At 51.0% G+C, this 15032-nt stretch carries 15 protein-coding genes, 1 tRNA gene and 1 pseudogene; 15 read left to right on the forward strand and 2 right to left on the reverse strand.

Features of this window, described 5'->3' with window-relative positions:
• The first annotated feature begins 23 nt into the window (after positions 1-23).
• The 11 genes and pseudogenes from ABSH60_RS22440 (at position 24) to ABSH60_RS22490 (ending at position 8803) form a co-directional block, all read left to right on the forward strand.
• Positions 24-1556, forward strand: a complete 1533-nt coding sequence (locus tag ABSH60_RS22440; RefSeq protein ID WP_390976264.1) for a phage N-6-adenine-methyltransferase — start codon at positions 24-26, stop codon at positions 1554-1556.
• Positions 1553-1711: a hypothetical protein gene (locus ABSH60_RS22445; RefSeq protein WP_390976266.1), complete on the forward strand. Its 159-nt coding sequence runs from the start codon at positions 1553-1555 to the stop codon at positions 1709-1711. Before ABSH60_RS22440 ends, ABSH60_RS22445 begins: the two co-directional genes overlap by 4 nt.
• Complete coding sequence (locus ABSH60_RS22450) at positions 1708-2718, forward strand: DUF968 domain-containing protein (RefSeq protein WP_390976267.1); 1011 nt, start codon at positions 1708-1710, stop codon at positions 2716-2718. Before ABSH60_RS22445 ends, ABSH60_RS22450 begins: the two co-directional genes overlap by 4 nt.
• Before the next feature lie 16 nt (positions 2719-2734).
• The gene (locus ABSH60_RS22455) at positions 2735-3133 is read left to right on the forward strand and encodes an antiterminator Q family protein (protein WP_390976269.1); all 399 of its coding nucleotides are present in this window, start codon (positions 2735-2737) and stop codon (positions 3131-3133) included.
• Positions 3134-3404: 271 nt separating this feature from the next.
• Positions 3405-3479 (forward strand) — tRNA-Gly (locus ABSH60_RS22460).
• Positions 3480-4045: 566 nt separating this feature from the next.
• Positions 4046-5102, forward strand: a pseudogene (locus ABSH60_RS22465) (DNA-methyltransferase).
• Positions 5103-5288: 186 nt separating this feature from the next.
• Complete coding sequence (locus ABSH60_RS22470) at positions 5289-5540, forward strand: hypothetical protein (protein WP_217203783.1); 252 nt, start codon at positions 5289-5291, stop codon at positions 5538-5540.
• 107 nt (positions 5541-5647) lie between these two features.
• The gene (locus ABSH60_RS22475) at positions 5648-5902 is read left to right on the forward strand and encodes a hypothetical protein (RefSeq protein WP_183850893.1); all 255 of its coding nucleotides are present in this window, start codon (positions 5648-5650) and stop codon (positions 5900-5902) included.
• Positions 5903-7505: 1603 nt separating this feature from the next.
• Positions 7506-7775, forward strand: a complete 270-nt coding sequence (locus ABSH60_RS22480; RefSeq protein ID WP_112166068.1) for an HP1 family phage holin — start codon at positions 7506-7508, stop codon at positions 7773-7775.
• 34 nt (positions 7776-7809) lie between these two features.
• Positions 7810-8307, forward strand: a complete 498-nt coding sequence (locus tag ABSH60_RS22485; protein ID WP_217203808.1) for a lysozyme — start codon at positions 7810-7812, stop codon at positions 8305-8307.
• Positions 8300-8803, forward strand: a complete 504-nt coding sequence (locus ABSH60_RS22490; protein ID WP_217203781.1) for a lysis protein — start codon at positions 8300-8302, stop codon at positions 8801-8803. Before ABSH60_RS22485 ends, ABSH60_RS22490 begins: the two co-directional genes overlap by 8 nt.
• Positions 8804-8820: 17 nt before the next feature.
• Here the strand turns inward: ABSH60_RS22490 and ABSH60_RS22495 are convergent, their stop codons facing one another.
• Both ABSH60_RS22495 and ABSH60_RS22500 read right to left on the reverse strand, forming a co-directional pair.
• Complete coding sequence (locus ABSH60_RS22495) at positions 8821-9108, reverse strand: hypothetical protein (protein ID WP_217203780.1); 288 nt, start codon at positions 9106-9108, stop codon at positions 8821-8823.
• A 305-nt stretch (positions 9109-9413) separates the two neighbouring features.
• On the reverse strand, positions 9414-9965 hold the full coding sequence (locus tag ABSH60_RS22500; RefSeq protein ID WP_217203779.1) for an ATP-dependent Clp protease proteolytic subunit: 552 nt from the start codon (positions 9963-9965) through the stop codon (positions 9414-9416).
• A 748-nt stretch (positions 9966-10713) separates the two neighbouring features.
• On the opposite strand from ABSH60_RS22500, the gene ABSH60_RS22505 reads away from it, so the two are divergent.
• The 4 genes from ABSH60_RS22505 to ABSH60_RS22520 are packed head-to-tail and all read left to right on the forward strand — an operon-like array spanning position 10714 to position 14991.
• On the forward strand, positions 10714-11202 hold the full coding sequence (locus ABSH60_RS22505) for a DUF1441 family protein (protein WP_390976273.1): 489 nt from the start codon (positions 10714-10716) through the stop codon (positions 11200-11202).
• On the forward strand, positions 11202-13304 hold the full coding sequence (locus tag ABSH60_RS22510; RefSeq protein WP_390976275.1) for a terminase gpA endonuclease subunit: 2103 nt from the start codon (positions 11202-11204) through the stop codon (positions 13302-13304). Before ABSH60_RS22505 ends, ABSH60_RS22510 begins: the two co-directional genes overlap by 1 nt.
• Positions 13301-13519: a hypothetical protein gene (locus ABSH60_RS22515; RefSeq protein ID WP_112166080.1), complete on the forward strand. Its 219-nt coding sequence runs from the start codon at positions 13301-13303 to the stop codon at positions 13517-13519. Before ABSH60_RS22510 ends, ABSH60_RS22515 begins: the two co-directional genes overlap by 4 nt.
• A complete protein-coding gene (locus tag ABSH60_RS22520; protein ID WP_390976277.1) occupies positions 13516-14991 on the forward strand; it encodes a phage portal protein in 1476 nt (491 codons plus the stop codon). Before ABSH60_RS22515 ends, ABSH60_RS22520 begins: the two co-directional genes overlap by 4 nt.
• Positions 14992-15032: the final 41 nt, after the last annotated feature.

The raw sequence follows: 15032 nt of genomic DNA on the forward strand, positions 1-15032 counted from the left end.
GTACGTCAGGGAAGGGGACATGCATGACAGTTCAAGTTGTTAGTTTTTCCGGCGGCAGAACGTCGGCTTACCTGGTTCATCGGATGGAACAGCGCCGCGCAGCTGGTGAAGATATCCGTTACGTGTTCATGGACACTGGCGCTGAGCATCCGAAGACTTATGAATTCGTACGCAACGTTGCGAATCACTGGGCTATTGATCTGGTCTGTCTACGTGTTGTTGTGACACCAGAACTGGGTAAAGCGAACAGCTATCGTCAGATTGGCTTGGATGAGATAGGGCCGGATCTTCAACCGTGGCGCGATGTTTGCGAAAAGTATGGGACCCCTTATGTTCATGGCGCTTTTTGCACCCGCACTATGAAAATTGAGCCATTCGACCGCTACTGCAAAGACAATTTCGAAAGCTTTGATAAATGGCTGGGGATCCGCATCGATGAGCCGCGCCGCCTGAAGGAGCGTGAAGGTTTTCACTATTTGGCTGCAATCAGTGATTTTGAAAAACAGGATGTGCTCGATTGGTGGGCGGCTCAGCCTTTCGATTTGGGGTTGGCTGAACATCTTGGTAATTGTGTGTTCTGCATTAAAAAAGGCATCAATAAGGTCGCGCTCGCTACCCGCGATGAACCACAAATGGCTGCAGATTTTATGGATGTGATCACCAGCGAAAGCGTCCGAGTAGTAGAACGCAGCCAGCAGGAAAACAAGATCATGTATCGAGGTGATAACTCGCTTGAGTCCATCATTGGGATTTTTTCTGAACATTCCCGTGATGAAATCGCGGCCACAGTTCGAGGTATGGGTGGGTATGATTCCGGATCTTGCAGCGAATCCTGCGAGGCTTTATCAGATGAAGAAGACTGCGCCACTCAGGCTGATGAAGTAACATCAGAACCAATTCATCAATACGCAGACACTCTCTCAGCGCTGAGGAACAAACCTGCCCACAAGCTGAAGGAAGTCGGAGATCAATGGTGCACACCTGACGCGCTTTTCTGGGGCATAAATGCGATGTTTGGCCCCTTAGTCCTCGACCTTTTCACAGACGGTCAAAATAGCAAATGCCCAGCGTTCTACACCGTTGAAGATAACGCGTTAGCTCAGGATTGGGCGGCGCGCTTAGGCAACCTGAATGGTGCAGCATTTGCTAATCCGCCTTATTCCCGCGCCAGCAAACACGATGGTCAATACATTACCGGCATGAGCCATATCATCAATCATGCATTCCAGATGCGTGAGCTAGGTGGTCGCTATGTATTCCTTATTAAAGCTGCCACGTCAGAAACATGGTGGCCTGAAGGCGCGGATCACGTCTCATTTATTCGCGGACGTATTGGTTTTGATTCCCCGTCATGGTTTGTTCCGGCTGATAAAGACCAGGTTCCGACTGGCGCTTTCTTTGCTGGCGCGATCGTCGTGTTTGATAAGAAATGGCGTGGCCCGGCAATCAGTTATGTCAGCAGAGAACAGTTGCTGGCGCAGGGAGAGGCATTCCTTGGGCAAATCCGCTGGCAGGCGGCGCGCCTTAACAATTCAACGTCGGAGGTGGCAGCGTGAACGAACTTCAGAAAATCTGGCTTGATGCCTATCGTGGCTATCTTAAGGCTGCATCTGCGACTGGCGAGCATTGCCCGTCGGATTACGACAACGCGCATGAACATGCTGATGCTGTGCTGAATAGCCTGGCCAAAGCCGGGGAGGGCGCAAAATGAGGGCATTATTGAAGCCATACCCACAGAGGGATTTGGGGATCGTGCTGTTGCGGCCGCCGGGCGACATGCTGCAGCACTTCACAGGGAAACGTCTGCTGATCACCGACGAGCCCGCTGATTTGCGTAATGCGCCAGATGGGCTTGTTCTTCCAGAAGTGCAGCCGATCGCCAAACACCCACTGATAATCAGTTTTCTTGCGTCAGAGCCCGTTCTTTATGCTGCTGGCGGCTGGGAGGAGATGACTAACTGGGTTAAACACAATCGCGGTTGCCAATGCTCCGATCATGCTGGATATCACCACCACGAAATGACGCATGCGCGCCGGAAGCGCGGAGTTATATCCCTATGCTGGTATCACGACACTCAGTTACGGAACAAAGAATCAGTCGATCTGGATGACTTAGCTCTGGCGAACACCATGGAATTTGTCACTGAAAGGATCCGCCGCTGGCTGGGCGAGCCTGTTGGTCACAAAATATCACTGGGCGAGTTGTGCTGGTGGGCGGTCGGAAAGGGCATAGCTGACAAGTTACCGCAGAAAATTATCAGTGAAGCCATGGGGATTCCTTACGACGTACCTGGTGGACAGCGTAAAGAGGCGGACGTGAACCCATGGGCGAAACAGCCTGGTGAAGTGCTGGCGGAAAACATCAAACCGGTGCTGGCGCTGGCAATCGATCCGGAGACGCCTGAGTCCTATTTGCTTCGCCCGAAGCGCCGCCGGTATGAGAACACAAAATACACCCAGTGGGTAAAGCGCCAGCCCTGCTGTGCCTGTGGTAACGGATCTGATGATCCGCATCACATCACCGGAAATGGCTTTGGCGGTATGGCGACAAAAGCGCATGACCTGTTCGTGATCCCGCTGTGCAGACGGTGTCACGACTCACTTCATGCGAATACCCAGGATTGGGAAAGAGAACACGGTACACAGGAACATCTGTTACTGACGACATTAGACCGCGCGCTGGCGATGGGTGTTATCGCTACCGGCAAAGCAAAATAAGAGTGTGGAGAGAATAATGCGTGATATTCAACTGGTACTGGCTCGTTACGGTGTGTGGGCTCGAGATAACTCTGGCGTGAGTTGGTCACCGATTGCCGCTGGTTTCAAAGGCCTGCTTCCCGCCGAATCCAGCAAGGTAGAATCTTGCTGTGATAATGATGGCCTGATTGTGGATGCCGCTGTGGGGCGCCTGGCCGCAGTTCGGAAACCGGAAGAGGTGGACCTGATCATGCTTCATTATCGCAGTGGCCTGTCGAAACGAAAAATAGCGAAGATGCGAAAAGTTAGCGAGGGGCTAATTCGACAACAGTTGCAGGTAGCTGAAGGGTTTATCGATGGCTGTCTGGCGATGACCGGCGCGGTGCTGGAGATGGACGCTTACACTCAGAAAATCAGGGTAGCTGAAGTCGCTTAAAATAGTTCTAGTGCGCTACGCAAAAACTCTTGTAACTTGTTAAGAGTGGTCACTTAGTCTCAAAGCTTAGGGAATCACAGAGTCTCGCTCCAGCGGTTTTTTATTTAGAAAAGACTGAGGACTATCCTAAAGTTTGCCTTAAGTATTGTGCGTGTATTTTCAGGTGTATAGAATGCGCCACTAGGCTCTTTAGCTCAGTAAGTCAGGCCGATGGACCATGTAGCAATTTTATTGATATAGGTCCTAGGCTTAAGTGTCGGCCGCAAAATTTGCGGGCATCGTATAATGGCTATTACCTCAGCCTTCCAAGCTGATGATGTGGGTTCGATTCCCACTGCCCGCTCCAAACAATGCTTTTCAATCTGCGAAGAAGGGATAACCCGGAGTGGTTGGAAAGTGCTTTCGCATGAGCGTTGGGATTTCATCAACATCACGTTGTGACCGCACCGTTTCAGCGCTCAGTCGAATGTGGTTGATACTCTTATCTGGCGAGGCTTTGCAAAATGAAATAAGTGAATGACTTGGGGGGAGCTTACTTAGTTCGATCGGAGTCTTCCGACAAAGGAGAATTATCTGAATACTCCTTAAATTTGAAAAATATATTCGCATGAGCGCTGGGTAAACGATACGCACTATCGATCCCCTTCACACTCTCAGCGCTCAGCCGAATGTAAACCCAAGCCCGCCTCATGCGGTTTTCTCGTATTAATGGCTGCCAGTTGGCGGCCTTTTTTATTCCAAAGAAAAGCCCCGGCATTTGCCGGGGCTTATTTGTTTGTGGAATGGGCGGCGTACATGATGCTGATAACATCGTGAACGCCATTCGCCCGTTAGTTGGTCACGAGCGAACCTAGGCCCATTGCTGATGTGCACACAGCAAATGGAGCCTATCAAAAAGGGCGTCTCTGATCCATGAAAAACACTGTGAATTTAAACAGTATAAATATTATTTGTGCTGACTCACTCCAATACATCAAAACCTTACCTGATAACTGCATTGACCTGATAGCCACGGATCCTCCGTACTTCAGGGTTAAATCATGTAAATGGGACAATCAATGGCCTGACGAGTCAGCTTATCTGGCATGGCTTGACGAGATGTTTGCGGAGTTCTGGCGCGTACTAAAGCCATCTGGCAGCCTGTACGTCTTTTGCGGTTCGCGTTTGGCTGCTGACACTGAGTTACTGATGCGTGAGCGTTTCAAGATTCTGAACCACATCATCTGGGCTAAACCTTCCGGGCCATGGAACAGGCAGCACAAAGAAGACTTGAGGTCGTATTTCCCAGCCACTGAGCGGATCCTCTTCGCTGAGCATTACAGCGGGCCTTATAGAGGTAAGGCATCAAGTTATTCCACGCAGTGCAAGGAACAACGTAAAAAATACACTCAAGCCTCTGGTTGATTATTTTAGTGATGCCCGCAAAGCGTTGGGGATCAGTGCTAAAGAAATTCATCAGGCAACTGGTAAGCAAATGGCTTCGCATTGGTTCAGCGAGAGCCAGTGGCAATTACCCAGTGAGAAAGACTATCTGGCGCTTCAAGGCTTATTTGATCGCGTAGCCCGCGAAAAGCATGCGCGGCAAGAGCTGGAATTTCCTCATCATCAGTTGGTAGTTGAATATCATTCATTATCCCGACGTTATACGGATCTGGTGGATGAGCTAAAGCAATTGCGACGGCATTTCACAGTGACGAGTCTCGTACCGTTTACAGACGTATGGACGTATAAGTCAGTTCCTTATTATCCTGGAAAACACCCATGCGAAAAGCCAGCGGAGATGATGAGAGACATCATCAACGCCAGCAGCCGACCGGGTGATGTAGTGGCTGATTTTTTCATGGGATCAGGTTCCACGATAAAAGAAGCCATCAACCTGGGACGTTTCGCGCTGGGCGTGGAACTCGAAGAGGAACGGTATAACCAGACGTTGGGAGAAGTATTCCCTGAACAGTCGAATACCTCATAACACATTACAGCCCCGGCATTGTCTGGGCTTTTTTATGCCCACTATTCGCGGAGGACAATAACAGTGATAAGGGGTTTACCAATGCCCGTTACTCAATCTAACACTGCGAGAGTGTGGATCTAAATCATCGTTCAGTAGCCTGATGCCTGCTATCCTGTTCATAGACATTAGCGTGGGGTGATTTGCATGAAGCTACTAAATACTGAGTTTGAATATAGACAATGGATGGAGAAAGATTACTTTCATCTTGATGAGAAATACCCATCCGTTTTCGAGCCCGATGAGTTAGAAAGAGAACTTTTGCATCAGATGCCAGATCAATTTCCATGCATTGTTTTCGTAGTAAAAGGTCCAAGCCCTTTAGAGCCTGAAGCTTTGCAATTTGTCTACCGTTCTCAGGTTGTAGAGTGGGCCAGGCTATTCGGTATCTTGGACTAGAAAAGTCAAGTGCCCAACGGCTGCCGCAGGTGACCTGTTAAAAATGTGTCAATTAATTACCGTTTGGCAGAATCATTGCTATCCTTTTTAGAAAAAAAGGAGGGGCTATGAAACTGTTAAAAAACGAACTCGAATACAAATTGTGGATGACACATGATTTTCTGCGTTTAGATGAAGGGTTGAGTCCGTTATTTGATCCCAACTTACTTGAGCGGGAGCTATTAGCTCAGATGCCTGAGCAGTTTCCCTGCATAGCATGCATAGTTAAAGGTCCAAGCCTTTTCGAACCCGATGAGGCTAAATTCATTTATCGTCCTCAGATAGAAGAGTGGTCGCAGCTCATGAGTTCAGTAACTTCATAGTATTATAGAACTTTCGGAAGACTGTCTGCATACGGGATTTTTTATTGCCATCAATTCGGTTGTGAGGACAGCAAAAGCGATAAGGAGTTTATTAATACCCGAGCCGGTATCAGCCAGAGACTATTAGTACAGTCTAAGAATTCAACGCTGTTTTAGTCTTATCGGCACATATGATAAGTTTATGTCGTTGCGGTGAATCCTACCTAAGCGGTAGGGCTAATAGCTGAGCCCTTGTAGTGAAGACAGCGGACCACGGTTAGCTTACCAACGGTTCACCGGGAGGCACCCGGCACTGCAACGATCAAACAATGCTTTTCAGTCTGCGAAGATGGGATAACCCGGAGTGTCTGGAAAGCACATTCGCACGAGCGTTGCCGGAAAAATCTGCTGTAATGCCTCATATGGTTATATTCAACAAGAATGCAAGCCTGCCGAAACAAACTCATCATCAACTTTAGATAAAGGAGACACTTCATTACGTTATGCCCTCTAATATAGATTTCTCTTGATATTTAAATCATTGGAGGCGCTGTGAAGAGAAGGGTTTGGTTCGTTTGGCTATTTATGTTGGCATCTTTTGGTGGGTATGCGGAAGGCGTTCACCCCATAGACCTAAAGCTTGCACATGGTGCCGTGCCCCATTTCAACATTATTGACACCTCAGAGACGCCTGACGAACATATTAGTGAAAAAATGGATGAAATAGCCGTAAGACATTGAAATATTGAAAATCAATACAAAACCTCGAAGAAATGCGTTTTTTGCTTTCTTAAGGTTAGAAATACACCAGTAAATGGATAGACCGCAGGCATCAGCCAACGCAGCAGTAGTGACGCTACTCCGAGTCCCCATAGTGGGAGCCAGATGCAGATCCGAACTGCAATATGCGCTGGTGAGGGTTAATAACGAAAAAGGCATACCGGTAGAGCATCTCGAACGCCAAGCGAGCACCGGTTATTAGCGGCGAGGAGCGACATAGACTCAAGGGCATGAGCGCGGCCACTGCGAAAAGTGGCAAAAAATTTAGGGCTGCGCTTTTGCGTGGCTTTTTTATGCCCTCAATTCCGTTGTGAGGACACCAACAGCGATAAGGTTTGTTCGTTTCACCGTCCGATGATTGCCTCACCCTGATACCAGGTACCGCAACTCATTACTTGTCCGTTTGATATCGAACAACTGCGGTAGCTACCCTCTCGCATAATGGCGGCTGATCCCTGATACCATCCTCTGCAACTGGTTACTTGCCCATTACTTATAGTGCATTCGTGATAAGAGCCATCAGCTTGTAGCACTGGTTCAGAGCCTGACTGAGCCCAGCCGGCACAGCTCATTACAGATCCGTTAGCCACTCTGCAATTTTCATAGGCAGCCGCGCATGAGAAGCTGGCTATCATTAGTGCCACAAAGATAATTTTCTTCATTTGATATCCATATATAGATTATGAACGTCAATATAAATGACTTACGTAAGGCTGCAAAATTGGCGGCCTTTTCTCGTTTTGGCGGCCAGTCAATCAGCTAACCACTCATCCTTTCGCAAAAGGACTGCGCCGCTAAATTACCCTCGACTACGCACCCAACCGGCAAACCGGAGGGGGAGACTATGAAAATGGACGAAAAATACAGTAACGCTACATACGGTGGTGCTGGAATTACGGCCTTCTTTGCAAGCTTATCCCTTCAGGATTGGGGCTTTATCGCTGGCGTGCTGATCGGGGCGCTCTTTACTGCTTTGACGTATTTCCTGAATCGTCGCGAACAGATGAAGCGCACCCGGATACTCCAAGAAATCGCCGATAAGGTTGATGCCAAAAACCCATCAGCAACGGTACAGCTGGTGAATGATCTCGCACAGAAAACCAACGAGGTCTGATTTGGCAAAGCTTAAGACAAAGCTCAGTACAGCAATGCTGGCGCTGATTGCTGCTGGCGCCTCGGCCCCGGCTCTGATGGGTCAATTTCAGGATGAGAAAGAAGGCACAAGCCTCATTGCCTACCCTGATCAAGGTGGCATCTGGACAATCTGCGGCGGCGTGACGTATGTGAATGGCAAGCCTGTACTTAAAGGCATGAAGCTAACGCCGTCACAGTGCGATGCTATCGACAAAGCCGAGCAGGCCAAAGCGCTGGCGTGGGTTGATAAAAACATTCACGTTCCGCTTACTCCTCCCCAGAAGGTAGGGATCGCCTCGTTCTGTCCTTGGAACATCGGGCCGAGCAAATGCTTCCCTTCTACGTTCTACCGAAAAATTAACGCCGGTGACCGCCTTGGTGCTTGCGCAGAGATTAAACGCTGGATCTGGGACGGTGGGAAAGATTGCCGAATTTGGGCGAACAACTGCGCTGGTCAGGTCATCAGGCGTGATCAAGAAAGCGAACTGACCTGCTGGGGGCTGGATGAATAACAATTTATCGATCGTGCTGGCCTTCGTAGCTGGCGGGGCGCTGACCTGGTGGATTGAAGGAATACGCTGGGACGCTGACGTATCAAAGTTGAATGAATTCCACACCGCAGAGCTGAAGAAATTCAGTGATCAGGCCGTGATTGACCTGACTAAGCAGAAGAAGCGAACCGAAGCGGCACAAACCGCGCTGGCGGCGCTGGATGCCAAACACACGAAGGAATTAGCCGATGAACAGGCCAAAAATGACCGGTTGCGTGCTGATGTCGCTGCTGGCACTCGCCGGGTGCGGATCGCGGCAGCAAACCTTGCCACCTGCGAGCTCGTCGGGAACAGCACTACCGGAACCGGCGGCCTGGGCGATGCAGCACAAGTCGAACTCTCTGGCGCTGGTGGACGGGCTGTTCTCGATCTCCGAGCCAGCGCCATCAAAGACAACGAAGTGATTGAATATCTCCAAGGCTATGTCGAGCAAGTTGCAAAACAATGCAAACCTTAATTGTCTGGAGAAACTTCCTAGATAACAACTTCATCCTCATTGACCGACTGGGTTGGTTGTTGGGCTGATTTAAGGTGCTCCCACTGATTGATGCTAAATGGCACAACTTTTTGGATAGCAACAAAATGGCCTTTGTCATGGTTGGCAATATATCCATCGATCACAGGCGTTAGCATGCAACAAAGTGGCACTTCGAGATTAGATTTAACCCAGATTGAGAACTTCAGATTTCCTGGTGCAGTCACTTTTAAAATCTGCAGGTTTTCTGCCGTTGAAAAGATTCTGTCTACAACTTTCCATTCCATAGGTTTTCACTCTGTTGAAAGGATATCCTAACAATAGAGCACAAAATGCTTAAAGTCCTTAGAAAATTACAATAGTTGAGCTATGAGTTCTCAATATTGCAGTCAACCAGCACGAGTAACAAGTGATCCAATACCTTCAGGGCTATGCCGCTGAAGCTCAGAAGCGATATCATACTGATTGACAGGATATTGTTTGCTAATGGACAGTTTTATTAAGTTGAAAGATAAATTGGGTACATAAATAATAAGTTAAATACCCGACTGTAATTTAATGCAATCGGGTGGAAAGGATAAAAGCTAATATGTTAACAATTGATCCACCAAGTTGCGTTGGGATTAGCGATAGTGGCCTCTTGTACACCTTCGATAAGTCCCAGTGCGGCAGCTCGTTCAGGGTTGAGAATAGTGGATGTTCTGATAAACTCCCGCCAGTCGCAGAGCATAGTTGCTCCGATAGTTTCTTCGTTAAACAAAGAGACCAAACGGTCGAGATCGTGGTCTAAACTTGAAACCCATTCTCGCATTCTTTCATGATCGACACTTTGCATCCCTCCGAATTGCCATTGGAAAGGATGTAAAAGAAATCTCGCGCCATGATTAGCAAAGCGACGTGACCCAGCAAGGAAAATTGCATTAGCTATTGAATCGATATTGCTGATGTTGAAGCAGTGAACAGGTATAGGGAGGGTTTTTATAAAGTTGTAAGCTGTGAATCCTGAGGTTACGTCCCCCCCTGAACTGGATATGTGTAAATTTATTTGCGTCGCACCTTGCGCCAGTGCTGATAAGCAACTGTTCTGAAGGCTACAGACTGTGCTCGGATTAACTGGACATAAAAAATGAGCTGTATGAATCATTATAATTACCAGAAGGTTAACCCCAAGTGGGTATGACCAGTATCAGGTACAATATACGTGATTTCAACATGAATGTTATTCCTCTCATAGGAAGGTTAAGGTCGATTAAGTATGTGCATCGCAGTGAGAAATGCCCCATCTTGTTTTTTCAATTCAGTGCTTCGCTGATTGCATAATCCTAATGAATCTTATGTAGTGTTATTCATTAGCATGTAATTAAATGCTTGGACCTGAGAGGGAATTAAGTCATGGCAGATAACGACGCACATACAATTTTACTGAACGCTTCTCATGGTAGGCTATGCTCATCAGATTTATATAAAGGTAAGCCTGTCAGTTCTTTAGTCGATGTCGCATTAGACGCAATAGTTGAACTTGAAACTGAAATTGTAAGGCTAAAGGTCCTGCTCGGCCGAAAATAGCACGAATGTAAGCCGCCTCCGGGCGGTTTTTTATTTTCCGGAGAAAAGTCTTAACAAATTCAGGATGATCTAACAGCAAGCAATAATGAGTATTAAACTCAACTACTCATAATTCCGGATTAAATGGCGCATTACGATATAGTTGCATTTTTAATCATTAGCATTAAAAGGTACTCCCAGCAGGGGGCCTCTCCACGGGGCGGCGGACTCGCGGAAAACGGCTAGTTTTCGCGATCTAGTGTCATCATCATCATCTGCGCAGGTTATTGATTTTGCAGTATGCGAAATTGCAAAGATGTCGAATCGTTTAAAAAGTGTTCACCATCATGGACCAAGAAATCGCCTCGCTCAAACTGAACATCAACCAGCTTGCAGGGATCACCGGTGTGCATCGGCAGACGGTCGCGGCGCGCCTGAAAAACGTCGATCCCGCACCGGGCAGTAACGCGAAACTGAAATTATTTTCCGTCACCGATGTGTTAACCGAATTGATGATCCCGACGGTTTCTGGCGACGTGGCAGAAATGACGCCGTCCGATCGGCTGGCGCACTGGAAAGCCGAGAATGAGCGTCTGACCTTTGAACAAAGCATGGGGCAGCTCATTCCTGCAGATGATGTGGCAAGAGAGTTTTCAGTGATGGCGAAAGCCGTGGTTCAGGTGCTGGAAACGTTGCCGGACGTTCTCGAGCGAGATTGCGCGTTACCGCCGGCCGCCGTGATGCGTATACAAAATATTATTGATGATCTGCGTGACCAGATTGCGCAGAAGGTCACTGATGCAGAACCGGAGGAGGACACGTCTGAGGAGGACTGATGGCAAAGCGGGCTTCAGCGCGTGGCATCCGGAGAGATGTACCGGGCATTCTTCGCGCACCGCGGCGCATGCTGGTTGCCGATGCGGTCAGCCAATATATGCGCGTGCCAATGGGGGCGGGAAACTCCGTTCCCTGGGATCCGAATCTGGCACCGTATGTTGTCGACCCCATGAACTGCCTGGCATCCCGCGAGTACGACGCCGTGATCTTCGTCGGTCCGTCCCGAACAGGTAAAACCATCGGTCTGATCGACGGCTGGATTGTTTACAACGTTGTCTGTGACCCTTCGGATATGTTGCTTATCCAGATGACGGAAGAGAAGGCGCGTGAGCACAGCAAAAAGCGCCTTGACCGGACCTTTCGCAGCAGCCCTGAAGTGGCTAAACGCCTGAGCCCGCGCCGTAATGATAACAACGTATACGACCGGACATTCCGGGCAGGGAACTACCTCAAAATCGGCTGGCCCTCTATTAATATTATGTCCTCGTCCGATTATAAGTGCGTCGCACTGACGGACTATGACCGATTCCCCGAAGATATTGACGGTGAGGGGGACGCTTTTACGCTGGCCTCAAAACGTACGACGACATTTATGTCTTCGGGCATGACGCTGGTGGAGAGCTCACCGGGTCGCGATATTCGTGATACCAAATGGCGCCGCAGTTCGCTGCATGAGGCGCCGCCGACCACCGGCATTCTTTCTTTATATAACCGTGGCGATCGCCGACGTTGGTACTGGCCTTGTCCGCACTGCGGCGAACACTTCCAGCCCGCGAAAGACGTGGTGCAGGGTTATCAGAATATTGCCGACCCTGTGGTCGCTAGCGAGGCGGCATTCATAGAGTGTCCGCATTGCCGGGGAAAAATCACTGCAGGGCAGAAACGCGCACTTAATCAGAAAGGTGTCTGGCTGCGCGATGGTGAACAGATTGACTGTCATGGCACTGTCACGGGAACGGCCAGACGATCGCGCATTGCGTCATTCTGGATGGAGGGACCCGCCGCGGCGTACCAAACGCTTTCGCAGCTGGTCTACAAGTTGCTGTCCGCTCAGCAGGACTACGAGGCGAACGGCAGTGAAGAAACCCTTAAAGCGGTAATCAATACTGACTGGGGTCTGCCTTATATCCCTCAGTCCAGCGTTGAGCAGCGCAAATCCGAAACCCTCATGGCGCGCGCCTCGACCGTGACCAAGCGCACCGTGCCTGACGGGGTGCGTTTTCTGGTGGCGACCGTTGACGTACAGGGCGGACGCAACCGGCGGTTCGTTGTGCAGGTGATCGGCTATGGCGCCCACGGTGAGCGTTGGGTCGTTGACCGATACAACATTAAACAGTCGATGCGCACGGGGCCGAACGGCGAAAGCCTGCCGATTGACCCGGCTGGCTATCTGGAAGACTGGGATTTGCTGCGCACGGACGTGCTGGATAAGCAGTGGCCACTCAACAGCAATCCGGGCGTTTCTCTGCCCGTGCTGGCGATGGCCGTCGACTCCGGCGGTGAAGACGGTGTCACCGGCAATGCCTATGAGTTCTGGCGCCAATGCCGCCGCGATGGCGTGCACAAGCGCGTTTATCTCTTCAAAGGCGACAGCACCACCCGCAGCAAGCTGATCACCAAGTCACTGCCGGACAATACCGACCGCCCAAACCGCCGGGCGGAGGCCCGCGGTGACGTGCCGCTTTACCTTCTGCAGACCAACATGCTCAAAGACCGGATCAGTAACGCCCTTCAGCGCGATACGCCGGGGGCTAACTACGTCCACTTTCCTGACTGGCTGGGGGAGTGGTTCTATGACGAACTGACCTACGAAGAACGGGGCGCTGACGGCAAGTGGACTAAGCCGGGCAAGGGGGCAAACGAGGCGTTCGACCTGATGGTCTATGCCCATGCTCTGGTGATATTGCGCGGGTATGAGCGAATAAACTGGGTAAAACCGCCTTCGTGGGCGCAGCCCATTGCGCACCCCACACCCGGCACGCAGTCAGAACCGCCAGCCTTGCACGCCCGCAGTAATCATCCAAAACCGAAAACAACCCGCGCCCGGGCAGAGGATAAACCTTCTGCCTGGGCGCCATCGACATCAGGAGGCTGGGTATGAATCAGGCCGATATTGAAGACATGATCCAGCAGTATATGACCGCCGAGCGCGCCGTTCTGCAGGGGAAATCCATCACGTTCAACGGGCAGTCCATGACGATGGAGAACCTGAGCGAAATCCAGAAGGGGCGAAACGTCTGGGAGCGGCGTCTCAGCACGCTGCTGGCGTCACAGCGCGGGCGACCGCAGTACCGGCTGGCGAGGTTCCCGCGATGAGCCTGATTGATGACGCAATTGGCCTGTTTTCACCCGGCTGGAAGGCATCCCGCCTGCGTTCACGCGTGGCGGTAAACGCCTACGAGGCGGCATTACCGACGCGCACGCACCGGGGGAAGCGCGAAAACCGCAATGCCAACCAGCTTACCCAGTTCGCCGGACGTTCGATCCGCGAGCAGGCGCGCTGGCTGGACAATAATCACGACCTGGTGATCGGCCTGCTGGACAAGCTGGAAGAGCGCATCGTCGGCGCGCGGGGCATCGTTGTTGATCCCCAGCCTATCCTGAAAACGGGGCTGGTGGCCGATGACCTGTCCAAACAAATACGTGCTGCGTGGGCGGAGTGGTCTATTTCTCCCGACGTTACCGGGCAGTTTACCCGCCCGGTCCTTGAGCGTCTGATGGCGCGAACCTGGCTGCGCGACGGCGAGGTTTTCGGGCAAATGGTTCGGGGTGCTGCACCCGGACTGACGCCTACGGCCAACATCCCCTTCTGGGTCGAGGCGCTGGAGCCGGATTACATCCCGCTTGAGATGAGCGATACCGGCAGGGGAATTTGCCAGGGCATTTATCTCAACAGCTGGGGATGCCCGACAAAGTACGTCGTGTATAAGAATCTGGTGACCTCCGGCGTGGCGCTGGGCAACACCAAAGAAATCGCCGCAGACGGCATGATGCACCTGAAATTCATGCGCCGTCTTCATCAGGTCCGCGGCAACAGCCTGCTCTCCGGCATCCTTATCCGTCTGAGTGCGCTGAAAGAGTACGAGGATTCAGAACTGACCGCCGCCCGCATTGCCGCCGCGCTGGGCATGTACGTGAAAAAAGGCGACGGCCAGACATACAGCGACGAAGGTAATGACAAAGGTCCCCGTGAGCTCAACATCGAACCCGGCATGCTTTTCGATGAACTGGCGCCGGGTGAAGAGATTGGGATGATTAAATCAGACCGGCCCAATCCTAACCTTGAGAGTTTCCGCAACGGTCAGCTCAGGGCGGTGGCCGCCGGCAGCCGCAGCAGCTTTTCCAGCATATCCCGCAACTATAACGGCACCTACAGCTCCCAGCGTCAGGAGCTGGTCGAGTCCTTTGAAGGGTACGGCATTCTTCAGGATGCGTTTATCGCCGCCGTGACCCGTCCGATGTACCGCAGCTGGTTGCAGATGGCCATCACCGCGGGGGTGATCAACGTGCCCCCCGACGTGGACACGGCGACGCTGTTTAACGCCGTGTACAGCGGACCGGTCATGCCGTGGATTGACCCAATGAAAGAGGCCAATTCGTGGCGCGTACTTTTGCGCGGCGGGGCGGCAACGGAAGGTGACTGGATCCGGGCGCGCGGCGCCAATCCGGGCGATGTAAAACGCCGCCGCAAGGCGGAAGTCGACGAAAATAAAGCGTTAGATCTGGTCTTCGACACGGATCCGGCAAACGAAAAAGGGGAAGCCAGTGCGCAAGAATCCAAGAAATAAACTGAGTGTGTCACCCAAAGCCTCGGCGGGCGATAAAAGCT

The organism is Rahnella sp. R3(2024), assembly GCF_042920125.1.
GTDB lineage: Bacteria > Pseudomonadota > Gammaproteobacteria > Enterobacterales > Enterobacteriaceae > Rahnella > Rahnella rivi.

Excerpts from the sequence above, each read along its gene's own strand:
- ABSH60_RS22475 (WP_183850893.1), top strand. The coding sequence starts at position 5,648 with ATGAAACTGTTAAAAAACGAACTCGAATACAAATTGTGGATGACACAT.
- ABSH60_RS22455 (WP_390976269.1), top strand. The coding sequence starts at position 2,735 with ATGCGTGATATTCAACTGGTACTGGCTCGTTACGGTGTGTGGGCTCGA.
- ABSH60_RS22470 (WP_217203783.1), top strand. The coding sequence starts at position 5,289 with ATGAAGCTACTAAATACTGAGTTTGAATATAGACAATGGATGGAGAAA.
- ABSH60_RS22505 (WP_390976273.1), top strand. The coding sequence starts at position 10,714 with ATGGACCAAGAAATCGCCTCGCTCAAACTGAACATCAACCAGCTTGCA.
- ABSH60_RS22510 (WP_390976275.1), top strand. The coding sequence starts at position 11,202 with ATGGCAAAGCGGGCTTCAGCGCGTGGCATCCGGAGAGATGTACCGGGC.
- ABSH60_RS22515 (WP_112166080.1), top strand. The coding sequence starts at position 13,301 with ATGAATCAGGCCGATATTGAAGACATGATCCAGCAGTATATGACCGCC.
- ABSH60_RS22520 (WP_390976277.1), top strand. The coding sequence starts at position 13,516 with ATGAGCCTGATTGATGACGCAATTGGCCTGTTTTCACCCGGCTGGAAG.
- ABSH60_RS22500 (WP_217203779.1), bottom strand. The coding sequence starts at position 9,965 with ATGATTCATACAGCTCATTTTTTATGTCCAGTTAATCCGAGCACAGTC.
- ABSH60_RS22485 (WP_217203808.1), top strand. The coding sequence starts at position 7,810 with ATGCTGGCGCTGATTGCTGCTGGCGCCTCGGCCCCGGCTCTGATGGGT.
- ABSH60_RS22450 (WP_390976267.1), top strand. The coding sequence starts at position 1,708 with ATGAGGGCATTATTGAAGCCATACCCACAGAGGGATTTGGGGATCGTG.
- ABSH60_RS22495 (WP_217203780.1), bottom strand. The coding sequence starts at position 9,108 with ATGGAATGGAAAGTTGTAGACAGAATCTTTTCAACGGCAGAAAACCTG.
- ABSH60_RS22440 (WP_390976264.1), top strand. The coding sequence starts at position 24 with ATGACAGTTCAAGTTGTTAGTTTTTCCGGCGGCAGAACGTCGGCTTAC.
- ABSH60_RS22480 (WP_112166068.1), top strand. The coding sequence starts at position 7,506 with ATGAAAATGGACGAAAAATACAGTAACGCTACATACGGTGGTGCTGGA.
- ABSH60_RS22490 (WP_217203781.1), top strand. The coding sequence starts at position 8,300 with ATGAATAACAATTTATCGATCGTGCTGGCCTTCGTAGCTGGCGGGGCG.